The sequence below is a fragment of the Marinobacter sp. M1C genome, assembly GCF_023314135.1.
GTDB lineage: Bacteria > Pseudomonadota > Gammaproteobacteria > Pseudomonadales > Oleiphilaceae > Marinobacter.
This window is the reverse complement of record NZ_CP092289.1, coordinates 3,887,877-3,911,398: the sequence shown is the minus strand read 5'-3', so window position 1 is coordinate 3,911,398 and position 23,522 is coordinate 3,887,877. Positions and strand designations below refer to the sequence as shown.

At 52.5% G+C, this 23,522-nt stretch carries 19 protein-coding genes and 5 pseudogenes; 15 read left to right on the top strand and 9 right to left on the bottom strand.

What is annotated here, in order from left to right; all coding sequences use genetic code 11:
* Positions 1 to 35: 35 nt before the first annotated feature.
* Positions 36 to 383, bottom strand: coding sequence for a hypothetical protein (locus MIH19_RS18420; protein WP_249018571.1), 348 nt, complete (start codon positions 381 to 383; stop codon positions 36 to 38).
* 36 nt (positions 384 to 419) lie between these two features.
* Here MIH19_RS18420 and MIH19_RS18415 point away from each other — a divergent pair, with 36 nt between their 5' ends.
* From MIH19_RS18415 to MIH19_RS18365, 10 genes and pseudogenes are all read left to right on the top strand, one after another.
* Positions 420 to 749: an IS66 family insertion sequence element accessory protein TnpB gene (locus tag MIH19_RS18415; RefSeq protein ID WP_249006238.1), complete on the top strand. Its 330-nt coding sequence runs from the start codon at positions 420 to 422 to the stop codon at positions 747 to 749.
* The gene (gene tnpB / locus MIH19_RS18410; RefSeq protein ID WP_249006237.1) at positions 749 to 1,117 is read left to right on the top strand and encodes an IS66 family insertion sequence element accessory protein TnpB; all 369 of its coding nucleotides are present in this window, start codon (positions 749 to 751) and stop codon (positions 1,115 to 1,117) included. Before MIH19_RS18415 ends, tnpB (MIH19_RS18410) begins: the two co-directional genes overlap by 1 nt.
* A gap of 83 nt (positions 1,118 to 1,200) precedes the next feature.
* Positions 1,201 to 2,779, top strand: a pseudogene (locus MIH19_RS18400) (IS66 family transposase).
* 180 nt (positions 2,780 to 2,959) lie between these two features.
* Positions 2,960 to 3,547 carry a zinc ribbon domain-containing protein gene (locus MIH19_RS18395; protein ID WP_249006235.1) on the top strand — a complete coding sequence of 196 codons (588 nt, stop codon included), beginning with the start codon at positions 2,960 to 2,962 and terminating at the stop codon, positions 3,545 to 3,547.
* A gap of 174 nt (positions 3,548 to 3,721) precedes the next feature.
* Positions 3,722 to 3,862, top strand: a pseudogene (locus MIH19_RS18390) (transposase); the annotation flags it as partial.
* A gap of 85 nt (positions 3,863 to 3,947) precedes the next feature.
* Complete coding sequence (locus MIH19_RS18385; protein ID WP_249006234.1) at positions 3,948 to 4,268, top strand: IS66 family insertion sequence element accessory protein TnpB; 321 nt, start codon at positions 3,948 to 3,950, stop codon at positions 4,266 to 4,268.
* Positions 4,268 to 4,636 carry an IS66 family insertion sequence element accessory protein TnpB gene (tnpB, locus tag MIH19_RS18380; protein ID WP_249006233.1) on the top strand — a complete coding sequence of 123 codons (369 nt, stop codon included), beginning with the start codon at positions 4,268 to 4,270 and terminating at the stop codon, positions 4,634 to 4,636. Before MIH19_RS18385 ends, tnpB (MIH19_RS18380) begins: the two co-directional genes overlap by 1 nt.
* A gap of 45 nt (positions 4,637 to 4,681) precedes the next feature.
* Entirely contained in the window at positions 4,682 to 6,313 is a 1,632-nt protein-coding gene (locus MIH19_RS18375) for an IS66 family transposase (protein ID WP_249006232.1), read from the top strand.
* Positions 6,314 to 6,343: 30 nt separating this feature from the next.
* Positions 6,344 to 7,150, top strand: a pseudogene (locus MIH19_RS18370) (IS1595 family transposase); the annotation flags it as partial.
* Positions 7,150 to 8,300 (top strand): IS3 family transposase gene (locus MIH19_RS18365; RefSeq protein WP_249009051.1). Its coding sequence is split into 2 segments (ribosomal slippage): positions 7,150 to 7,393 and positions 7,393 to 8,300, totalling 1,152 coding nucleotides; the frame shifts between segments, so codons are not numbered across the junction. The pseudogene MIH19_RS18370 and the gene MIH19_RS18365, both read left to right, overlap by 1 nt.
* Positions 8,301 to 8,402: 102 nt before the next feature.
* On the opposite strand, the pseudogene MIH19_RS18360 reads toward MIH19_RS18365, so the two are convergent.
* From MIH19_RS18360 to dctP, 5 genes and pseudogenes are all read right to left on the bottom strand, one after another.
* Positions 8,403 to 8,606: pseudogene (locus tag MIH19_RS18360) on the bottom strand (transposase); the annotation flags it as partial.
* Positions 8,607 to 8,756: 150 nt separating this feature from the next.
* Positions 8,757 to 10,229: a PLP-dependent aminotransferase family protein gene (locus tag MIH19_RS18355; RefSeq protein ID WP_249006231.1), complete on the bottom strand. Its 1,473-nt coding sequence runs from the start codon at positions 10,227 to 10,229 to the stop codon at positions 8,757 to 8,759.
* A gap of 13 nt (positions 10,230 to 10,242) precedes the next feature.
* Positions 10,243 to 11,451 (bottom strand): TRAP transporter large permease, encoded by a 1,209-nt coding sequence (locus tag MIH19_RS18350; protein WP_249006230.1) that lies wholly within the window; start codon positions 11,449 to 11,451, stop codon positions 10,243 to 10,245.
* 186 nt (positions 11,452 to 11,637) lie between these two features.
* Entirely contained in the window at positions 11,638 to 12,165 is a 528-nt protein-coding gene (locus MIH19_RS18345; RefSeq protein WP_249006229.1) for a TRAP transporter small permease, read from the bottom strand.
* On the bottom strand, positions 12,165 to 13,157 hold the full coding sequence (gene dctP, locus MIH19_RS18340; protein WP_249006228.1) for a TRAP transporter substrate-binding protein DctP: 993 nt from the start codon (positions 13,155 to 13,157) through the stop codon (positions 12,165 to 12,167). Before dctP ends, MIH19_RS18345 begins: the two co-directional genes overlap by 1 nt.
* Positions 13,158 to 13,850: 693 nt before the next feature.
* Here dctP and hisC point away from each other — a divergent pair.
* The 5 genes and pseudogenes from hisC to MIH19_RS18315 all read left to right on the top strand — a co-directional run.
* Complete coding sequence (gene hisC / locus MIH19_RS18335; protein WP_249006227.1) at positions 13,851 to 14,966, top strand: histidinol-phosphate transaminase; 1,116 nt, start codon at positions 13,851 to 13,853, stop codon at positions 14,964 to 14,966.
* An 11-nt stretch (positions 14,967 to 14,977) separates the two neighbouring features.
* Positions 14,978 to 17,059, top strand: coding sequence for a hydantoinase/oxoprolinase family protein (locus MIH19_RS18330; RefSeq protein ID WP_249006226.1), 2,082 nt, complete (start codon positions 14,978 to 14,980; stop codon positions 17,057 to 17,059).
* Positions 17,060 to 17,062: 3 nt separating this feature from the next.
* Positions 17,063 to 18,676, top strand: coding sequence for a hydantoinase B/oxoprolinase family protein (locus tag MIH19_RS18325; RefSeq protein ID WP_249006225.1), 1,614 nt, complete (start codon positions 17,063 to 17,065; stop codon positions 18,674 to 18,676).
* Between the two features lie 18 nt (positions 18,677 to 18,694).
* Positions 18,695 to 19,384 (top strand): aspartate/glutamate racemase family protein, encoded by a 690-nt coding sequence (locus MIH19_RS18320; RefSeq protein ID WP_249006224.1) that lies wholly within the window; start codon positions 18,695 to 18,697, stop codon positions 19,382 to 19,384.
* A 280-nt stretch (positions 19,385 to 19,664) separates the two neighbouring features.
* Positions 19,665 to 20,272: pseudogene (locus MIH19_RS18315) on the top strand (IS3 family transposase); the annotation flags it as partial.
* 111 nt (positions 20,273 to 20,383) lie between these two features.
* Here MIH19_RS18315 and MIH19_RS18310 read toward each other — a convergent pair.
* From MIH19_RS18310 to MIH19_RS18300, 3 genes are all read right to left on the bottom strand, one after another.
* Positions 20,384 to 20,764, bottom strand: a complete 381-nt coding sequence (locus MIH19_RS18310) for a hypothetical protein (RefSeq protein ID WP_249006223.1) — start codon at positions 20,762 to 20,764, stop codon at positions 20,384 to 20,386.
* On the bottom strand, positions 20,764 to 21,753 hold the full coding sequence (locus MIH19_RS18305) for an integrase domain-containing protein (RefSeq protein ID WP_249006222.1): 990 nt from the start codon (positions 21,751 to 21,753) through the stop codon (positions 20,764 to 20,766). Before MIH19_RS18305 ends, MIH19_RS18310 begins: the two co-directional genes overlap by 1 nt.
* Positions 21,754 to 22,697: 944 nt before the next feature.
* A complete protein-coding gene (locus MIH19_RS18300) occupies positions 22,698 to 22,916 on the bottom strand; it encodes an MbcA/ParS/Xre antitoxin family protein (RefSeq protein WP_249006221.1) in 219 nt (72 codons plus the stop codon).
* Between the last annotated feature and the right edge of the window lie 606 nt (positions 22,917 to 23,522).

The following is a 23,522-nucleotide window of genomic DNA, read 5'->3' as shown; positions in this document are numbered from 1 at the left end:
CAGTGCGGAAGGATGCGGGCTAGAGCGGCGTTCTGTTACCAACTTTTTATGATTCGACATGAAGGCGCATATTGGGGTTCTAGGGATTTTCCGTCCAAAAACGACAAAGTCCTCTGGAGACCTCGCCACCTCGCCTTGTAACCAACACTTAAACGCCAAGGGTGGGTCAGTTTTAAACCGGCGCTGACAATGCGGCGGATGGCGGCTTCAAGATCAGCCAGTAACAATACCTGTCGATAGTCGACTGGCTCTGTTAACGGGCCATCCGGTGCCAGATCCGGCCCGTGGACAATTTCCCAGCCATCTTCGGCGAACCACTCCAGGCATTGTTGTTCCGTAAGCGCCCATAAATCAGCACCTACACCCCAGCTCGTCAATTGCACACACTGAACGCCTCATTCATTCCACGAGGATTCAGTATGACCTCAACCGAAAAAGTGCACTTCTGGCAGCAGCAGATTAACGATTGGGAAGTGACCGACTTGTCTGGCAATGCTTTCTGCAAGCAACAGTCGCTGATTTATCATCAATTCGTTTATTGGCGCCAGAAGCTAACGTCTGGTAAAGGTTATCCGAAGCAGGCGCCGGCAGCCACCGGATTCACGCGGGTTATTTCTTCAGCTCCCCGCATCGGTGTTGATGCTGGCGACGCTGATGGCCTGACCGTATCCTTGCCCGGCGGTGTTTCCATCACCGGTTTGCACGCTGGCAATATCGAGTTGCTGGGCGCGGTGCTGAGGCAGCTGTGATGCGCCGCCGGTATTTGCGCCCGTCCTTGTCGTTGCCAGAGATTTATCTATATCGGGCACCGGTGGATTTCCGCAAACAGGCCAACGGCCTGGCGGTGCTGGTTGAGCAGGAGTTGGGCCATAATCCGTTCACCGGTGCGCTTTACGCCTTCACCAATCGGCAGCGGAATAAGATCAAGTGTTTAATGTGGGAAGACAACGGCTTTGTCCTCTATTACAAGGCCCTGGCCGAGGAGAAATTCAAGTGGCCGAAAGCCTCAGATGAGTTAATGGCACTGACCGGTGAACAGATTAACTGGTTGCTGGACGGCTACGATATTGCCCTGCTGAAAGGTCATAAAACTCTGCATTATGAGGCCGTTATTTAAGTCTTTTTACGTGCTTCAAAACGTTGTTTTTGCTATAATTTGCCCATGAAATTAAAGCCTGAACCCCTTCAAAAGCACCCGATATCAGCGGCCTAACGGCCGCTGAATTGCTGTCGGTGGTTGAAGGCCTTCAGCAAGAATTGGCGGCCAAGAAGGCGGCCGTTCAACAACGCGATCATTATATTCTGGTTCTTGAAGAACTGTTGCGCTGGAAACGGATTCAGCAGTTCGGCGCCAGCAGCGAGAAGTCCGCACACCAGATTCATCTGTTTGACGAAGCTGAGCTGGAAGTTGAGATTGATGCCCTGCGCGATCAGTTGCCAGACGATGTCAAAGAAGATGAGGCACCACCTGCGTCCCGTAAACGTCGTCAACGTGGCTTCTCGGATAAGCTGCTGCGTGAGCGCATCGAACTGACGCTCAGCGACGAAGACAAGGTCGGCGCCAGCAAAACCTTCTTCACCAAGGTCAAAGAAGAGCTGCAGTTCATCCCGGCTCAACTCAAAGTTCTGGAATACTGGCAGAAAAAGCCGTGTTCGAGCAGGATGGTGAAGAGCGCATCCTGGCAGCCACCCGCCCGGTTCATCCACTGGGCAAATGCACGGCCACCACGTCACTGCTGGCTTACGTCATTACCTCAAAATACGCCGATGGCCTGCCACTGTATCGTTTAGAGCACATGCTTAAGCGCTTGGGTCATGAGATCAGCCGCACCAGCATGGCACACTGGGTTATCCGCCTGGATGACGTGTTCAAACCGCTCATCAATCTGATGCGCGAAGTGCAAAACAGCAGTGACTACCTGCAAGCCGATGAATCCCGAATGTACGTTCTGAAAGAAGACGGCAAAACGGCGCAGTCTGATAAGTGGATGTGGGTCACCCGCGGTGGCCCGCCAGGGCAACCGTCGGTTCTGTTTGAATACGACCCTTCACGGGCGGGCAAAGTGCCGGTACGTCTGCTTGACGACTTTAAAGGCATTCTGCAAGCCGATGGCTATTCGGGTTACGGCAGGTGTGTCGAGATAACGACATCACCCGAATCGGTTGCTGGGATCACGCCCGGCGTAAGTTCGTGGAGGCCACCAAGGCCACCAAGGCGGCCAAGCCTCAAGGCAAAGGCAAACCCACGAAAGTCTCCAAAGCCGATGTGGCCCTTAGCCACATCAACAAACTCTACGCCATCGAACGCAAGATCAAAGAATTGAGTGTAAGCGAGCGTTACCGCATTCGTCAGGAACTGAGTGTGCCCGCATTAAAAACACTGAAGACTTGGCTGGAGACCAACGCGGGCAAGGTCGCAAAGGGCACTCTGACACGCACCGCGATGGATTATACGTTGAACCAATGGCCCACCCTGGTGGGTTACTGCGAACGGGGCGACCTGCAGATCAGCAACGTGCTGGCCGAAAACGCCATCCGTCCGTTCGCTCTGGGCCGAAAAGCATGGCTTTTTGCAGATACCTCGCAGGGCGCCCGTGCCAGTGCAACGTGTTACTCCCTGGTCGAGACCGCGAAAGCGAACAACCTGGAACCCTCGGTTTATATCCAGCATGTTCTGAAGCGCGTTGCTGATGCTGACACGCTGGAAAAGCTGGAGGCACTTCTGCCGTGGAACGTCGACCTGGAGCGAACTTCAAAAAAAGTGCCGCAGATCGGCTGAGGACAAGTGGGTCGATTTAAGGGCGCTTACATCCCACCGGTGATAAAACTCAAATTGTGGTGTTATAGAAATTTTGAAAACAACCGAATACCGCGCTCCCCCCCGGTGGCCAAACTCGGTGATAAGGACCCGTAACGCCATGTAGTCTTCAGAGATAGTTAGCTGGGAAAGGACAGTCCAATGGGTGAGGTTAGTCGGAAGTGCCCGTACTGCGCGGAAGAAATAAAGGTCGAGGCGATAAAGTGTAAACACTGTGGCTCAGAAGTTGATCCTTTATCCAAAGAACAGAAGAAGCGGATAACGCGTGACGCAGCAAAGGCTAATTACGTTCCTTACCCTGTAGTGTTTTTAGTTTTTATCGTTATTGGTTTCTGGATTTACTTTCAGGCTAATGATGGCGGTTCATCGACAAGCTCAATCGCTCCGGGTGCATTAGAACCGCCGGTTGCGATGGAGATTGCACATTGGGGTGACTATCAATCCACGAATGGATGGAAATGGAAGGTTTTCATCACTCCTGAAAATATATCCCGTAATGAATTGATCACTGTTGCGAGGAAAACGTTCGCAAAACACCCCAATGTCAGATCCCGGTTTTTTGATGATTCTGAGAAGATTCAAGAATACATCGACGCCGAGAATTTCCTTTGGGACACGACCGGTACCGTTGTCCAAGCTGATTTTCCAACAGAGTGGCGAAAGCAGCATTTAATAGCGATTATCAACGATAGATCTACTGCGGGGTATGGTCGCTGGGAGTTGGTGTGAAGTGGTTGAATGGATGTGACCAGCCCAGTTAAGGAATAATACCCTGAACCTGGAGAACCTACATGACCACAAGAAAGCTGTACTCAAAAGAATTCCTGATTACGCATGTTGATCAGCCACCATTCCGCCAGCTTGACCTATACTGGGGTTATGTCCAGTAGAGGAGTCGACGTCATGGCACGCAACCCAATCCAGTTCCAGCCCGGCTTGTCATTACCGGCGTTTCTTGAGCAGTACGGCACGGAAGCACAGTGCCAAGCAGCCCTCTTTCAGCATCGCTGGCCCAAGGGCTTCGTGTGCCCTGAGTGTGGTAATAGGTAAGCGCCAATAAATCAGCACCTACATTCCGGCTCACCGATTGCACACACTGACTTCCTCACCCATTCCATGAGGAATCAGCATGACCCCAACCGAACGAGCGCACGTCTGGCAGCAGCATATCACTGAGTGGCAAGTCTCCGGCGTGTCCGGCAGCGCTTACTGCAAGCAACAGTCGCTGGTTTACCATCAATTTGTTTACTGGCGCCAGAAGCTAACCCCGACTGACGACTCTCCAAAGCAGGCGCAAACGGTCACCGGGTTTGCTCGGGTCGTTTCTGCTCCTGGCGCTGGCATCGGCGGAGCCGATGGTCTGACCGTGTCACTGCCCGGCGGTGTCTCCATCACCGGTTTGCACGCCGGCAACATCGAGTTGCTCGGCGCTGTTTTGAGACAGCTGTAATGCGCCACCGATATTTGCGCCCGTCCTTGTCGTTGCCAGAGATTTATCTGTACCGGGCGCCCGTGGATTTCCGCAAGCAGGCCCAGGGCCTGGCGGTCTTGGTTGAACAGGAGCTGGGTCATAATCCGTTTACCGGAGCGCTCTACGCCTTCACCAACAAGCATCGGAACAAGATCAAGTGCCTGATGTGGGAAGACAATGGTTTTGTACTCTATTACAAGGCGCTGGCCGAGGAGAAGTTCAAGTGGCCTAAGGCCTCAGATGAGCTGATGCCACTGACGGGGGAGCAGATCAACTGGTTGCTGGACGGCTACGATATTGCCTTGTTAAAAGGGCACAAAACCCTGCATTATGAGGCCGTTAATTAGCTCTTTTCTCGTGCTTCAGGGCGTTGTTTTTGCTATACTTTGTTCATGAAATTAAAGCCTGAAGCACCTTCAAAAACACCCGATATCAGCGGCCTTTCAGCCACTGAATTACGGTCGGTTGTCGAAGGTCTTCAGCAGGAACTGACCGCCAAGAGCGCTGAAATCCAACAGCGCGATCAAGAGGTCAAACAGCGTGATCACACCATCCAGATTCTCGAAGAACTGCTGCGCTGGAAACGGGTTCAGCAGTTCGGCGCCAGCAGTGAGAAGTCCGCACACCAGATTCATCTGTTTGACGAAGCCGAGCTGGAAGTTGAGATTGATGCCCTGCGCGATCAGTTGCCAGACGATGTTGCAGAGGAAAAAGCACCGCCGGCCTCCCGTAAACGTCGTCAGCGTGGCTTCTCGGATACACTGCTGCGCGAGCGCATCGAACTGACCCTCAGCGACGAAGAAAAGGCGGGAGCCAGCAAGACCTTCTTCACCAAGGTCAAGGAAGAGTTGCAGTTCATTCCCGCTCAACTGAAGGTTCTTGAGTACTGGCAGGAAAAAGCCGTGTTCGAGCAAGATGGTGAAGAGCGTATCCTGGCCGCCACCCGCCCGGTTCATCCACTGGGCAAGTGCACGGCCACCACGTCTTTGCTGGCTTACATCATTACCTCAAAATACGCCGATGGCCTGCCTCTGTATCGTCTGGAGCACATGCTCAAACGCCTGGGCCATGAGATCAGCCGCACCAGCATGGCACACTGGGTTATCCGCCTGGATGACGTGTTCAAACCGCTGATCAACCTGATGCGCGAAGTGCAGAACAGCAGTGATTACCTGCAAGCCGATGAATCCCGAATGTACGTTCTGAAAGAAGACGGTAAAACGGCGCAGTCTGATAAGTGGATGTGGGTCACCCGAGGTGGCCCGCCAGGGCAACCGTCGGTTCTGTTTGAATACGACCCATCACGGGCGGGAAAAGTGCCGGTGCGTCTGCTCGACGACTTTAAGGGCATTCTGCAAGCCGATGGTTACTCTGGCTATGGCAAAGTCTGCCGGGAGAACAACATCACTCGAATTGGTTGCTGGGACCACGCGAGACGTAAGTTCGTGGAAGCTATCAAAGGGTCCAAGCCTCAAGGTAAAGGCAAAGCCACAAAGGTCTCCAAGGCCGATGTAGCTCTAAGCCATATCAACAAACTCTACGCCATCGAGCGTCAGATCAAAGAGCTGAGTGAAGGCGAGCGTTATCGCATCCGTCAGGAGCTGAGTGTGCCCAGACTGGCGTCATTCAAGGCCTGGCTTGAGGCCAATGCCGGCAAGGTCGCCAAGGGCACGATGACTCGCAAGGCCATGGATTATACGTTGAACCAGTGGCCCACTCTGGTCGGCTACTGCGAGCGAGGTGATCTGCAGATCAGCAACGTGCTGGCCGAAAACGCCATCCGCCCGTTCGCTCTGGGTCGAAAAGCTTGGCTATTTGCAGATACCTCACGGGGCGCACGTGCCAGTGCAACGTGCTATTCCCTGGTCGAGACCGCTAAGGCAAACAGTCTGGAGCCCTCGGCGTATATCCAATATGTGCTGGACCGCATTGCCGAAGCAGACACGCTGGAAAAGCTGGAAGCATTGCTGCCGTGGAGTGTAGATCTGGAGCGGACTTCAAAAAAAGTGTCGCAAATCGACTGAGGGCAAGTGGGTCGATTTATTGGCGCTTACGGTAATAGCACAGGCTGTCGACTGTCCCGAGGGCACTACCAGTGCCACCGCTGCCACCATCAAACCTCGCTGACGGCCGGCACCATCTTTCATGCGACACACCTGCCGTTGACCCTCTGGTTCCTGGCCATTTATCTGCTGACCCAGCGCAAGAGTGGTATCTCGGCACTACAACTGTCCCGGGAGCTTGGGGTCGCCTACAACACGGCCTGGAAACTCAAGCACAAGCTGATGCAGGTCATGCATGAGCGCAACCAGGGAGAGAAGCTCTCCGGGCGCATTGAGATTGATGACGCCTACCTGGGCGGTGAACGGCCGGGAAAGCGCGGTCGCGGCGCTGAGCACACGTTCCCGTTTGTGGCCGCCGTACAAACCGATGAGGCGGGCCATCCGCAGCGTGTTCAGCTACGACGTGTGAGCGGTTTTAGCCTTGTCGAGATACGTCGCTACGCCCAACAGGCCATTGCGCCCGGAAGCCAGGTCATCAGTGACGGCCTATGGTGTTTCCGGGCCTTCGACACTCCCATCTACAGCCATGACCGCCACATCACCGGGGGTGGGCGTGCCAGCGTGAAGAATCCTGAGTTCAACTGGGTCAACACCCTGCTTGGCAACGTCAAGAACGCGATCACCGGTACCTACCATGCCATCCGTGGGCAGCATGCCCCTCGCTATCTTGCCGAGTTCGAATACCGCTTCAACCGGCGCTACGACCTCAAGGCCATGCTTCCACGATTTCTGACGGTGGCAACCCGGACACCACCGATGCCTTACCGGCTGTTGAAGATGGCTGAAGCTTATGCGTAATCAGGAAAGAATTTAAGCTGGACGCCATCAGCCTTGTACTGGAGCAGGGATATTCAAGGGCCCACGCGGCGCGCAGTCTGGAGATCAACCCAAACATGCTGGGGCGTTGGATAAAAGAGCATGAATCGGTCGATGGGCAGGCTTTCAGAGGGAACGGCAAACTGACCGCTGAACAGTTGGAAATTCGTCAGTTGCGAGAAGAAAATCGCCGTTTGAAAATGGAGAAAGACATCTTAAAAAAAGCGACGGTCTTCTTTGCCAAGGAAACGCATTAAAGTACGCGTTCATCACCCAGCATAAGAAGACCTGGCCGGTCGACGTAATGAGTCGGCTCTTGGGTGTCAGTCGCAATGCCTATTATCGCTACTGCCAACGTCAACGCGAACGGCTGCCGAATGCGGAGCACGAGGCGATGATTGAGGCTGTGAAGGAGGTCGCTCAAAGTAGCGACAAGAGCTATGGCTCCAGGCGGATGAAGCACGCTCTGAACGCCCTGGGCTATCCAGTGGGTCGGCGAAAGGCGCGGTCGCTGATGCGTGAAGCAGGCGTTAAAGCCCGGTACCGGAGGAAGTTTAAGGTAACCACCAACAGCGACCATAAACAGCCGGTGTTCGACAATGTACTGGCACGAGACTTTAGCGCTGCTGAGCCTGATCAGGCGTACGTCGGTGACATCACTTACATCTGGACCCGAGAAGGCTGGCTGTATCTGGCGGTCTTCATCGATTTATTCAGCCGGCGGATAGTCGGTTGGAGCATGGCGTCACGGATGAACGCCAAGCTGGTGACAGACGCCCTGAACATGGCCATCTGGCAGCGGCAACCGAAACCCGGTTTAATCATCCATTCGGATCGAGGCTCTCAATATGCCAGCAACGCTTATCGGCGGTTGCTGTACGCAAACGGCTTCGTTGGTAGCATGAGCCGCAAAGGCGATTGCTGGGACAACGCGGTCGCCGAAAGCTTTTTTGCGAGCTTGAAAAAGGAGCGTGTGCAGTGGCGAAGCTACCAGACGCGCATCGAGTCACAGCGGGATATTCTGGATTACGTTGTGATGTTTTATAACAGTCGACGCCTGCACTCTACGCTGGGTTATATCAGCCCGATGGGTTACGAAGCGGCCGCTGTTGAACTGAGGAAAGCAGCTTAACTGGGTTGTCACAAAGTGCTTGACCACTCCAGATCCGGTGGTTCGCTTTGAGACGCCGCCTGGCAAACAGATGCAGGTCGACTTTACGACCATTTCCCGTCACCGGCGCTGTTCTGGAGTCAGTGCCTTGCCTTTTGGCGTCACCCCCTCACGCTCTTCGGCCAGTTTCTGAACCCATCGTCGCAGAGCGCTTTCACCCATGCCCAAGGACGTGCAGGCCTGTGTAAAGGAGTATCCTTGGTCAAGTACCAAACTAGCAGCTTCTTGCTTGAACTCAGGCGAAAAAGAACGTCGTTTTTTGGTCATCAGACACCTCGTTTAAGATGGCAATATTACCACCTACGTTGGTGTCCGGAATCATTGAACCACTACATTATGCCCCCGGTAAAGAGCGGTGGTGGTTAAAAATGGGGGGATAACCAATTGATCCGGAGCCACAGGAGGGAGTTTGAAGGTTTACACAATCGACCCAAGAGCAGATGTATGACCACGCAGCAAACAGTCGGCAATCATTTTCAACGGTTTCTTGAGATCTTCTGCATGAGGAATACGACCGAGACTGATCCGCAAGGCGAGTGGGGGCGCAGATTGTTCATCAATTAAGAAATGTGAGGCTGGCGAAACTTGTATCCCTTTACGGGAAAGCTCAGCGGCAATGTCATTGGAGCGAACCAAACCTGTAGAAACCCACACGTGATATGAAGGCGCTTCCTGAGGCAGGGTCATGGATGAGCCAAACAGCTGATGGGCGATTTTTATCCTCCGCGCGGCTTCATCCTGGTGAAGCCGCACACAGTGTTCGGCTTTCCCGGAAACGATCAGTTGTGTGGCGATAGCTGCCTGCAGCGAAGGCTCAGTCCAAGCAAGCATGAACATCGCATCGCGTATCCGTGATATTAAACTGCGTGGGGCGGCAACATAGCCGACACGCAAACCGGGTGCGATGGTCTTGGATAAGCTGGTGACGACAATCACACCCTCCGGCCAGAGGGTAGCCAAAGGTAACACTGTATTACCTGAGAAGAGTCCGTAGATGTCGTCTTCAATGATTGGCACTACCTGTGCGCGCGCGGCCTTTATTAGCGTCAAGCGACGTGGAGCGGAAAGTGTGGCTGTAGTGGGATTATGGATAATGGGCGTGCATACGATGGCTTTAGGTGCATGCTGTGCAATCAAGGCGGGAATCGAGTCTGCGTCGAGCCCTTCTTGGTCCAATTCTATACCTATCAGTCGCAGGCCCAGTAACTGGCCGATACGACGAAGCCCCGTGTAGTTGAGCTGCTCACAGAGAATGGCATCACCGGGACGAGTTAGAGCTAGTAGAGCAACGATAAGCCCTTCATGGGCACCTTGGGTAACTAGCACCTGATCGGGATCGACTGAGAAACCACGCAAAGAAAGCCAAGCGCTGCCAGCTTTACGATTCGAAAGACTGCCAGGTATCGGTTCATAGTCAAAGACGCCGTCTCCGGTGGAGACCTTAACCATGTCGCGCAGATTTTCCTGAAGCAGCTCTGCAGTAATCGATACTGGTGGAGTATTCAGGGAAAAATCGATTAAACCCTTGTCGTCCTGTAGAGGGGGCTGAGAGGCAGAATGCGGCGAGCTGTTGATATAGGTGCCACTGCCGGCCCGGGCCGAAACCAGTTCCTTGCGTGAGGCAATATTAATCGCCTTGGTCACAGTAGCAATAGTGACATTGAAGTATTTGGCAATTTCCCTCTGTGTGGGCAGCCGCATGCCGGGTAACAGTTTTCCTTCTGCTATCCCCTGCTCAATTGTCGACACGATAACGGCATATTTTCTACTGCATTCCGCATAAATTATTGGCGACCATTCCGCCATCGATATTGAGCTAGGAACACCAACCGCCCGCGCAGCAAAAGAGTCTTTCTTTTTCTCTGTCTGTTTATGGTTCTGCAAATCCATCAATGCTCCTAGGCTACCAACCTATAGTGAATAATGTAGAGCCTGGAATATACATTAACGCCAGTAATACCAGTAGTATGCATAGTGCAAAAGGCAGGGCGCCTTTGAAAACCTGCATTACAGGAACTTTGCTGATAGCGCTGATAACGAATAAGTTGAGCCCTATGGGTGGGGTAACTACAGCCAATTCCATGTTTAGTATTAGTAGGATAGCGAAATGCATCAGGTTGATGTCCACAGCTATGAGAATCGGTACCAATATTGGCATGACGATTAGAATAACCGAGATTACTTCCAAAAACATGCCGAGCACCAAGAAGAATAGCATTAACACTGTGAGCAGTTGCCAGCCTTCAAAATTCAGAGCTGATATTGATTGAAAGATAGTGTGAGGAAGACGTTCCGCTGTTAATGCATAGCTAAAAAGGCTTGCTCCGGCGAGGATCAGCATGATCATACCAGCGGTGGACGCCGACACAGTAAGCATGGCCGGTAACTTTTTAAGTGGGACCTTATAGATAAATAAAGCTAGGAATAGGGCATAGATGCAAGCAACTGCTGCGGCTTCGGTGGGTGTAAAATACCCGGAGTAGATGCCGCCAAGAACAATGACCGGCAATATAAGAACGCCGCCTGCCTCCTTGGTGCACTGCATCCGTATGCGGAAGGATTGACGTGGTGCAGGTTTGGCGCCCGAACGTACACCCATTACAAAGGCAAACAATATTAGAACGCCAGATAACGTCAGGCCAGGAATAATAGCGGCCTTAAAGAGGCCTCCGATAGAGGTGTCAGTCACCATGCCATAGATGATCAATGGGATTGATGGGGGCAAGATTATTCCGAGCCCGCCAGCTGTAGCAATGAGCCCGACCGATAAATTGCGGTTATACCCACGCTTCAGCATTTCGGGTATTAATACCGAGCCTACCGCTGCTGCAGTTGCAGTAGAAGAGCCGCAAATCATCGAAAAAAATAGGGTCGCCATCACTGACACCACAGGCAAGCCACCACGATAGTGTCCTATCCAGGCGTCGACCATTTGGATTAACTTGGCCGTTGCACCGCTACGATTAAGGATTTCGGCCGAAAGAATAAAGAAAGGTATTGAAATTAAAGTGTTAGAGTTTAGAGCGCCGAAAAAATAGGACGCAAAGGTGCTAGGGAACGAACCTTCCGAAATCATATAGGCAAGGCCTGTTAGTGCCAATACGAAAGCCACAGGTGTGCCTATGATTAAGCCAATACTAAGTACACTGAATGTAGGAAACATGAGGTGTCAGACCCCCTCTTCAAAGCCAATTTTTATATTTTATAATGTAAAGCTCATCGGTCCGTTGGCAGTGTCTGGCAAAAGACATATATTCTGCTCGAATTATCATTCGTGTACGATTCAGTAGGCTCAGAATTACATTGCGCTGGCCTCCTGCTCATAATCTATCGTGACCTTCCGCGGTCCTTGACGAATTATCTCAATTAAGCAGGACATGGAATGAATCAACATCAGCGAGCCACCTATCGGCATGATTAATTGCGGAACCCACATGGGAATGCTGATGGTTCCTATCGTGTGGTCCCCGAAAAGCAGGCTTTCCTTCACGAGCATGTAGCCTGAGTAACACAACATGCCAGCCATGAATGAAACGGAAATATTACTGATTATTTGCAGGATATAAGCTTGCCTTGGTGGACAAACCAATAGGAAAATGTCGACACGAACGTGAACATTTCGCTGGATACCGATTCCAGCTGTTAAAAAGATAGACCAGACCACGAGAAACGTGGCCAGCTCGTAAAGGCCGCTAAGGCTACCGCCGAAAGCGCGGATGATGATCTGGGCGAAGACAAGGATGACTGCGGCCAGCAATAGCAGGCCGCCCAATTGTTCTTCGGCCCAGCCAATCCACCTCAGCAGACCGCGCCAAAAATTACTCACTACTGGCTATCCTTGCTGTTACGTATTTGCTTAATAAGTTTTTTGGCTTCGCTGCTCTGAGCTTTCTCCGCAGCCTCTGCAATGGGCTCCCACTTTTTTAGTACTTCCTCTGAGGGTTCGTACCAAGTAAGGCCTTTGTTGGCTAGAGTCTCTTCCCAGTGCGCGATGTTTTCCAGGGCTCGCTCGCGGTTCCACTGAGTGGTTTCCTCGGCAGCACGCATGAAGCCGGCTCTCTGCTCCTCGCTCAGCTTGTCTAGGGTTTTGGTATTTGCGACGAAGGCATAGCCGCCAGTGCCGAGAATTATTTTACTACCGGATGCCAGCACCTCATCCCATTTTGCTGGGCCGGCATAAGTAGGCGTAGTAATGACTGAGTCGGCAACGCCTTGTTGCAAGGCGAGGTAAACCTCAGTGGCGGGAATCGATACCGAAGAGGCTCCTGCGGCTGCGAGTGCGGCCTCCAAAGGGCGAGACGGAGCTACACGTACCTTGCGGCCCTTCAGCTCGGCCGGGGTCTTGATAGGTTCGCCATCACTGAGCAGATAGACCGGACCATCATGCCAGATACCCAGACCTGTCATTCCCCTGGATGACAGCCTCCCTAGTAATTCGTCCCCGATTTTACCGGCGAAGATATTGATGGCCTGCCCAGGAGTCTCGAACAGTAGCGGTTGGTAGAGAGCATCCCAAGCTGAGTCAATGCTAGAGAAGTAGCTAGTGTAGGGCGCGATGATATCAACCTGGCCTCGTGCCACTGCTCGAATCTCATCCTTCGTTGGTATCAACTGACCGCTCGGAAAAACCTGCACAGTAACGGTGCCATTGGTGTACTTATTCACCAACTCGGCGAACTTGTTGGCGCTCTGGCCTTTGATGGCGGTTTCGGGGGCCTCGTGAGCAAAGCTCAACGTAATATCGGCAGCATACGTCGTTGAAAGCATTGCCGTGGTGCACAGCAAGGTAGCGGCAAACCTTCTTAGATATATGAACATGATTTTTCCCTTTTTGTGATTGTTAGGAGTTTATTGTCCGTTAATCATATATGTCATTTCGTCTGGCAAAAATTTTCGAGAAATACTATTCCAATGCCACATTTGTGACTACTGAGCATACTGCACGTTAGCGACACAGCAGGTCAATACTTTATTTTTGCATCATTGTACTGCTCGGAAATTCCAGGAAAGTGCTGATTAATTATCGAGAGGCGGCAGTTTATTGAAAGCCAACGAAATTTTACCTAAGGAATAACCTACTTCCTCGTTCAGTATTCAACGGCCTAATTATCGGCGATAAAATTGTTGGTTTTTTGCCCTAATTCCGCTTTCCTGGCGGACTTTAGATGCTTTGGGAAGGGGTCGGCATGCGTGCCAGAAGAGCTTCTCTATTGTGTGGAACAGGTGCACGGCCTTAAGTTACGCCAAGCCCCCTAGGTGCGCTTTTTCAGGATGCCAGGGAGTGGGCCTTGGCGATGAGTAGCGCTGCATTCATGAGGCTGCCGTCGGGTATTCTGGCTCTTTGGCTGAAGCCTTTAAAAGGCGCTGCACGATCAAGAGGCGTGTTTTTAATTTCGCCCTATCTAGGATTTTGATTAAAAGACTCGCGTAAAAAAATATTAATACTAGTTGTTTTTTAATATTGTACTAAGTAGATTTGAATTTCATTTCCTTCTAGCTCTGAGGTGTATAGTGATCCAGCCCAGTAACAAAGAGTTGATTGATGGCGAACTCTACGTGCCCGGCCTAGCGGCCGAATATGTTTCGAAGAAATATGGTGTCCCACTCAGCGATATCGCCAAGCTAGCCTCAGCTGAGAACCCACACGGCGCTTCGCCTCTTGCAGTGGAGGCGGTTGAAGATGCTCGCTCACGACTTTACATTTATCCAGACTGGACGGCTCGCGCGTTGCGTACCGCCATTGCGGAAAAGTACGATTTCGATCCGGATTGCGTCGTATGTGGTTCGGGAGAAACCGAAGTCATTTCCATGGTGATTCGTGCCTTTGCCGCGCCCGACGAAGCGGTTCTGATGCACAAACCCTGTTTTCCGTTGTACCGCATCTACTCGAACTGCGAAGGCCGTCGCCCCATCTATGCCCCGATGGGGTCGGATTTCGAATTCGAGATGGATCAATATATAGAATTGCTAAAACAACGACCGAAAATCGCCTTTCTAACCAGCCCGCACAATCCGTCCGGTCGGTTAGTGGATGAAGCCACTGTGCGCCGTGTATGTGAGGCTGCTGACGAGGCCACTCTTGTTGTACTGGACGAAGCCTATATCCACTACAGTGAGACTGAAGGCGGTATGCACCTGCTGCGTGAATACCCGAACCTGATTGTACTGCGCACAATGTCTAAGGCTTTCGGCTTGGCCGGCCTGCGCGTCGGCTTCGCTATCTCCAACAACCGGAAGCTCATCGAACCGCTACTCCGCATAAAACCAACCTGGAACATCGGACAGATGCAAGTCGCCGGTGGTGTGGCAGGCATTAATGATGACGCCCATGTTGCCCGCGCCGTGAAGACAGTGGTTGAGAATCGCTCCTACGTCGAGAGTGAGATGGCGAAACTTGACCGATTCCGTATAGTGCCAGGCTCACGTTCCAACTTCTTTCTGACTGAGATTCTTGATCCATCGTTGGGCGCAACGCGTGTATTCAACGAACTACTGCAGCGCGGCGTAATCGTCAAAGATGGCAACGATATCATTGGGCTGGGCGATAGGTATTTGCGTGTCGATGTAAACCTCAAGAAGCATATGGACCGGTTTCTTTGGGCCCTGTCAGAAATCCCACAAGATTAAGGATTTTTCTTATGACAAAGCAGGCGATTGTGATTGGTATTGATGTTGGCGGTACTTTTACTGATGCCATAGCGTTCGATCCAGGTTCGGGCCAAATCCTGGCTGCCTTTAAGCTCCCTTCAACGCCAGTCGACCCTGCGGATGCAGTGATTTCAGCACTGCAGCGTATTGCTAAGTCGCATGACCTTAGAGGCGCTACGGTCTGCCATGGCACAACCGTCGGCACCAATACGCTGATCGAGCGCAAGGGCGCAAAGGTTGGGTTGATCGCCACGCAGGGCTTTACCGACGTAATCGAGTTGCGGCGGCAAAACCGCCCCAACTTGTACGACCTGTCGGCTAAGGTTTCCGAACCGCTAGCACCTCGTCATCGGCGCTTTGGTGCCGAAGAGCGAATGGATGCAAAGGGTAAAGTGGTTTCTCCGCTCTCCAATGTGAGCGAACTGATAGCTGCCCTGCGTGACACTGATGCCGATGCCTTCGCTATATCCTGCTTACACTCATATGCTAATACCGAGCATGAAAAGGCCATTGGTGAAGCAGTGAGGGAGGTCTATCCGGACGCCTTCATCACGATGTCTCATGATGTTTGCCCAGAATTCCGCGAGTACGAACGCACCAGTACTACTGTAATAAATGCGTATATAGGCCCTTCGGTTGAGCGCTACATCCAGCGACTGGTATCGACTGCCGCGGAAATGGGCATTGCCGATTTTATGATTATGAAGTCTAACGGGGGGCTGACTTCGCCGGATAATGCCCAGCGATACCCAGTACACCTGATAGAGTCGGGTCCGGCGGCAGGCATAATTGCCACGACGGCCTATGCTCAGGCTACCCATCGGCGAAACGTTATTGCTTTCGATATGGGTGGCACCACCGCCAAGGTGGGCGTGGTTTACGATTACCGGCCCACGATAACAGATGAGTTCCATGCCGATCACCTCATAGAGGGGCGAAACGTCGGAGGTTATCCGATCCGCAGCGCCGTGCTTGATATCATTGAAGTTGGTGCCGGCGGAGGCAGTATCGCCTGGATCGATAGCGGCGGTGTGCCAAAGGTTGGCCCGGTCAGCGCTGGTGCCGACCCGGGGCCCGCCTGTTACAACGGTGGTGGAGAGCTACCGACGGTAACCGATGCCCACGCGGTGATTGGTACGCTAAGTGCTGAGACCTTCGAGGGAACCGGAGTTGCCTTCTCACGCGAGTTGGCCGTCGAGGCAATCGACACCCATATTGCCAAGCCGATGGGCTGGACAGTCGCTCGCGCCGCCCATGCCATTATTGCTATTGCCGTCGCCAATATGACAGAAATGGTGCGTCTAGCCACTGTACGTCGTGGCTTGGATCCAAGAGAGTTCTCCATTCTAGCGTCGGGTGGTGCGGGCCCCTTGCATGCGGCTGCTGTTGGCCATGAAGCGGGGGTCAAGGAAGTCTTGATACCTCCATATCCAGGCATCTTCTCGGCACTGGGCGCTATGCTAGGAGAGATCCGCCATAATCTTTCGACTACGCTACTGGGGAACTTGCCCGAGTTGGATCCACAGCTCATTGCATCCTCGTTTGCTGGTTTGGAAAATAAGGCGAAGCAATTATTGGAGCGAGAAACCGCCGGTAAAGGTTACTCGACTTTACAGCGCTTCGCCGACCTACGGTTCGCAGGCCAGTTGTCCGAATTGCGAATTCCGTTGGGCAAGAGCGGGCAGCCGCTGCCAGAAATCGTGGAGATCGATACCAGCTTTCGCGAGGCTTATACAGCTGAGTTCGGCTTCGACTTGGAAAATGCGACTGTCGAGCTAGTATCTCTGCACTTGATGGCCGAGCTGCCTATGAAGGCGTCAGCTGATGGAGTCTTCGCGACGAAGGTTGATATTCCGGCACGCGAGCCGAGAGCCTATGAATACCGCCACTATATCGAAGCCGATGGTACTGAGCGCGATATACCGGTCTACCGTAGCGCCGATTGTATCGGTAGTGATCTACAGGGCCCACTTCTCATTGACCACTCCGGTTCAACCGTCTGGGTCCCAGGAGGGCAAGATGCTTCTATCGGTGCGGATGGCAGTGTTTCTTTTCGAATAGAAGGAGCTTGACTCATGGAGTCTTCCCATACTGACGTTAATGCCTCAGTGCTTGAGCGTGATCCGGTAACATTTGAAGTCGTGAAAAGTGCGTTGTATGCGATCTGCGCTGAAATGAAGAGCATCATTATGCGTACATCGTTTTCTCCTCTGCTCAGCCTGTCAGCGGATTTGTCTTGTGCACTCTTAGATGAACGTTGCAATGTTATAGCTCAGGGTGAGGATATCCCCGTGCATCTGGGCGCAGCCCGCTTCACCGGTCTGGCAGCTCTGGCACGTTACCCAGTCGAGACCTGGCGCGAGGGAGACGGTGTTCTGCTCAATGATCCCTACGAGGGCGGTACACATCTTCCGGATATGTCGCTGCTGACGCCGATTTTTTTAAAAGGTCTGCATGTCGGCTTCGTACTTAGTCGAATCCACTGGCCGGATGTCGGAGGCATTGCCGCGGGTAGTTCTAGCGTCTGTGACGAAATCATCAAGGAAGGTTTACGCGTACCACCAATCAAAATTATCGAGGAAGGTGTAGTTCGCGGGGACATACTGCGGTTAATTCTCGCTAATGTGCGGGTGCCAGAAGACCGCAACGGCGACTTCCAAGCAGCCTTGGCCGGCCATGCGCGGGCTACGGAGCGGGTGGTAAAATTATGTGAGCGCTACGGCACCGAAACAATCGTCAAAATCATGGGAGATACCCAGCGCTATAGCCGTCGCTTGGTAGAGGCCAGGTTGACTGAGCTTCCGGATGCAGAAGTGTTCCATGAGGAGACCTTGGATGGTGATGGTATCTCTGCCAATGCCGCACCGTTGGTAAAAGTCCGTATTCGCAAGACCGGCGCAAACATGACGTTCGACTTTACCGGCTCTTCTCCGTGCGTTGCCGGGCCGATCAACGCACCATTACCAGTAACCGCCTCGGCGGTATATTACACAGTGTTAAGCTTTCTTGGCGGCACCATTGCGCCAAATTCGGGTGTCTATGAAAGTATAGAGGTTATCGCGCCAGCAGGCACTATCGTCAACGCGACTTATCCTGCGCCGGTCGTGGCAGCCAACACCGAGACCGCTAATCGTATCGCCGACATTCTTCTGGGGGCGCTGGGGAAGGCCTACCCAACACAAGTCTGCGCCGGAAGTTATGGCTCCGCTTGTGTCTACACCATGGGTGGAATCGATCCCGAGCATCAACGAGCCTTTGTGCATTACGAAACCATCGGTGGCGGCATGGGTGGAACCGCAACAAGCCGTGGTTCGAGCGGCATGCGTGTACATATGGGAAATACCATGAATCTTCCTATCGAGGGTATGGAAGCAAGCCTGCCAGTGCGCTTCATCAATTACGAGATTGTTCGCGGCAGTGGTGGTGATGGGTTATACGCCGGCGGTGATGGAGTGCGGAAAACTATCGAAGTCCTTGCGGACGGCATCCAGACGTCCTTGCTGGGCGAGCGCACTCGGACACCAGCTGCCGGTATCGGCGGTGGCGAGAACGGGGCGTTAGCCCGCTTCAGTCTGCATACGGCGCAAGGCACACGTGAGCTTGATGCAAAGAGTGGTCCGCACCTCCTGAATAAAGGTGATCGTCTAGAAATGGTTACTGCCGGTGGTGGTGGCTGGGGCACAAAATAATATTGAGTAGGAATCTCCATGAACGATCTAATGAAATCCGACCGCAGAATCCGCGTAGCACTACTGGTACCGTCATCCAACACAGTGATGGAAAACGATTTGCATTCCGCGCTGCCTAAGGATCATTATACGGTCCATACGGATCGCATGTATCTAACCGAGACAACGCGCGAAAAAGAACTCGAAATGATTGAGCGCTATGCACCACAAGCGGCCAGTGACCTGGCCACCTTGGCGCCTGATGTTCTGGTCTTCGGTTGCACCTCGGCGGGATCACTGTTCGGGCTAGACTACGACGCTCGCATCTGCCGGGAATTGGGTGAGAATGCCAGTTGTGCCGGCATGGGCGTTATCTCCGCAGTCGCTGAGGCGTTAGATGAACAGCCAGGTAAGCGTCTAGCTGTGATCACTCCTTATAATCAAGATCTGACACAATCGGTAGCAAAGGCCGCGCTGGGTAATCGTGAGCTAGTCTGTGCTCATGGAATGGGGATTACCGATAACAGAGCATTGGCAGACCCCACCCCAGCCGATATCGTGGCATTCGCTAAAGATAAGCTCGCCGGTGAGCATTTCGACGTTTTGTTCGTTTCCTGTACTAACTTCCGGGCTGTTGAGGCTCGTGAAGCTTTGCAGAAAATGTTCGGAGTGCCGGTTGTGACCAGCAACAGCGCCGTGATCGATGCGTTGTTGAAACTCGAGAAATGATCTCCTTGCAGGTATCCAACGTTCGAAGCTTGTCGGCCCCAGCTATCCTCGGTTCATATCTTGATGCTCAGTAATTGCATCATGGGCCTCGCCATCCTTATCGTGGACATAGGGGGGGTTCTACCCCGTTTCCACGGACGGTTTTAAAATAGCTGATAACTTCAGATCCTGAAGTAGCAACTCTACGTCGCATCCTGGGATTATGGAACCGCTCTATGTAATCGAACACATCAGTACGCGCTTCATTTAAAGTACGGTAGTGCCGGTAGTGGATTCTTTCTCGGGCGTTAAAGCCCGGTACCGGAGGAAGTTTAAGGTAACCACCAACAGCGACCATAAACAGCCGGTGTTCGACAACGTACTGGCACGAGACTTTAGCGCTGCTGAGCCTGATCAAGTGTACGTCGGTGACATCACTTACATCTGGACCCGGGAGGGCTGGCTGTATCTGGCGGTCTTCATCGATTTATTCAGCCGGCGGATAGTCGGTTGGAGCATGGGGTCACGGATGAACGCCAAGCTGGTGACAGACGCTCTGAACATGGCCATCTGGCAGCGGCAACCGAAAGCGGGTTTGGTCGTCCATTCGGATCGAGGCTCTCAATATGCCAGCAACGCTTATCGGCGGTTGCTGTACGCAAACGGCTTCGTTGGTAGCATGAGCCGCAAAGGCGATTGCTGGGACACGCGGTCGCCGAAAGCTTTTTTGCGAGTTTGAAAAAGGAGCGTGTGCAGTGGCGAAGCTACCAGACGCGCACCGAGTCACAGCGGGATATTCTGGATTACGTTGTGATGTTTTATAACAGTCGACGACTGCACTCTACGCTGGGTTATATCAGCCCCATGGGTTACGAAGCAGCCGTTGTTGAACTGAGGAAAGCAGCTTAACTGGGTTGTCACAAAGTGCTTGACCACTCCAACCTGAGCCTCCGTCGGACTTACATTTCGCTTCTTATACTCACATTCGTTTGAAGATTTCCGCCTAACCAGTTTGGCGCATCATTGTCGCAGTTTACCGCCTGACGTTTCGCGACTTAGAGCGAGTAACACGATACACCGTGGGCCTACCACCCTGCTGTCGATTCTGGACGAGCTTGAGTGGCCCGAGCCAGTCGGAGTTTTATCCTTAGCTGCGATGATCAGGCGCATTGCGCGTGTGTAGTCCTCTATCGTTGCAGGTGCCAGGCCCTCATTGCAAAACCAAGCATTTTTCAGGAAGAGCATATGTTTGAGTTTGATTTGGTTGCTCCGGCGCACTTCTGGAAACTGACGCTCGATAGCGTCAGTCAGTTTATAAATTCGCTCAATCATTCTGTTCATAGTCACCTCAGAGGCTTTTTCTTTCCACCGAATACGCTGAGTGATTTCTTTAATATCCATTAGTAACCCCCGATATACGACGAAGCGACCTGGTAGCGGTCATGGCCCAGCATTCGGGCGACTTCTTCCCGGGCTATGCGATCCAGAGCCCGATCCCGAATCGGACCACGGAGAGGCGACGGGCCACGAACGATGCTTTCATACACATCTTGAGCGAAGCCCGCTCGCAGCTCCCGGAATGACGGGGGGCCACATTTCCGCAGAATTCGGCTGCAGCGGTTCAGAGTTGTTCTGTAAAAGCTGATCACGCTGTCCGTTTTCGACAGCAGACACGTTGATCCGTGTGGACGTACTGCCAGAGCGAACTCCAAAGCTTCTATTTGAAACTCTTCAGCTTTAATAGTCCGTGTCAAACAGACCCTCCCGCCTTTACAGCCCTCCAAAATGGCAGCGCTTCCGGTTTTATCGACTTCGCGTTTCATGCGGTCTAGGTCTTGTAGGATGGCTTCTTGAACTCTCATGCCCCATGCCCGTGTCAAAAGAACAACAGCGGCACCGCGAAGCATATCTGCTGCGATCATGCGATCTGCTGCTGTCTTTGCGTCTGCAATGTCAGCCTCAATCTGAGTTTTCCGGATGTATGAACGAGCTACGCCTAAAGCCGTTCGGGCAGACAGGTGTAGCTCCTCGTTTTTCCGCATGGCGTACATCGTAGTGTTCACCGTCGATATCAGATTGTGTGCGTAAGCCACAGAAATCGGTTGGTCAGTGTGACCGTCAGGCCACACGAAAGGGGCGTTGAGTCGAACTCGCAAGTACTCGCCGTATGCGCCAATTAACGCACGGTCGATAGCCCTGGCATCACGTATGTTGTTCCGCTTACAGAATTCAGCGAAGAGTCGAATTCGGATCTTGTGCGATCTTCTAGTGCCATAGTGGTCATGCACACCGAACAGCGCGTCGAGGGCCATTTTGAACGCAAACAACAACATTTTGCCGAATCCGAAATTGTGCTTCTGGTTTCTGGGTATCTTCTTTTTTCGTTTCATCAGTGAATGACCGTTCCGTGTAAAAGGTTGAAAAACTTGTGCAGCTATTGCGAGGCAAGCCCTGCGGGCCAGGAAGCGAAGCCGGCTTCCTCGCTGATGCTCCGCCCCCGACCCGTAGTCAGATACAAAACCATGGGAAATCTCCTATGATCAGGTGGAACATCCGTCGTGCTGCTGCGAGCACTTTTTTTGTCCATTACGAACCGGGGTTGCACGCCACTGCTTAGGCAGAGCGCTTGGGGGAGCGGTAGGTTGCGGTGTCAGGGCGACGACGAATGGCGTAGGGCCGCTATGTGATTAGAGCGGCATATAGGCGAACGAGTCGATTCGAGCGTGCCGGTGATGACGCACTGGTAGAACGGATCAGCTCAAAACAGGGTTTTAGTCAGGGTTTTCGACAGGTTCTAGTCCGAAGGTCGGCTTCTGGGCGTTGGTATGACAGGGTTTGTCTACCATTTACAAATCATCTCTCTAACGTTCACCTGTTGTCAGGTAATGTCGAGAGGGTGCCATTGCTGGCGGAGGAACACGCGAACAGGTTGTTCGTCGTTTGGATGCTGATAAGCTTGGAATGCAGATTGGCAAAGTTATATTGCCGACTGCGATTACGGTCAGAGGTTGATCGTATTAGATGCTGTTTGGTTTTAGCAGGTCAGCTACCTGCCCCGAGTAACCTCAGGAGTGAAATTTAATTATCAGGCTCTGTAAGAGCATTGTCCAGCGGGCTAATTGCCGATTTTTTGTCAATAAGACCGCTATCGGTGAAACATACAGGCGAGCTGAGTAATTGCACAGGAGGAAAAATGACGTGACGGTGTACCGCCAGTGTACCTGCAGTGTACCTGCGCTGAACCAGAACCTGGCGGGTTTAACGACTGAGTTCACTGCAGGTACACTCGGAGTGCACTGCGGGTGCACTCCGCAGCTAAAAATCAAAACGGCAATTATGTCCAAACCCCATGTTCTAGGCGCCCGATAACGTCACGTAATGTGCCAATTTTTTCCGGGGAATCCATGTACTCGATGGGCGTTTTGTAGCCAATGGCGCGAAGTGGGCGATTCAGCCAGGCGTTTACTTCCAGCTCATCATTTTCAAACAACTCGTTCGCAGCAGCGAGCAGTTCTGCGCGCAGTTCGTCGATAGTTGAGGGAGATTTCATCATGGGCCTCACTTTTTTGGCAAATGAGTCAGCAAGTACGGAGACGCGAGCAACTGACTGATTCCAGAACGTGATGTGCTTTTGTTTAGTATTGGCCGGTTTGGGGCGATCAAGCCCAGTTGTCTACCAAGCAGACTGCAAGTTTTGATCCGGGCAAAAAAACTACTTAAGACCATCGATCAACGGCTTGGCTACAGTTAATGGCGAGATACCAAAGTCGCCATCATAGTTTTTAATCGCAACAAAGGCTTCACAAAAGTGTTGGAGTCGATACAGGCCGCAAGCAGGGAACACAGCAACTTCAAAGCGTCAAATTGCACTCGCCTCGGAAACCACGTTCCGTTATGTGTTTGCTCACTTGAATTACCTGAACAAAAATATCGTTCTCCGCAGTGGCTAGCGTCGATTGCTCAAATTTTAAACTATTTTTCGGCACGCACATGACTGCCGTCTGCTAATCTTATTCTAGAAGGATTGCCCTTGCGAGCTGAACAGTGCTTTCGAGGAACGAGTGGCGGAGTTGGGACGTTGAGGTTCAAATTATGAATAAGCGCAGCTTGTTGAAACGTTTGGCTGGGACGGTGGTCACCGTTATTTTTTTCTGTAGTT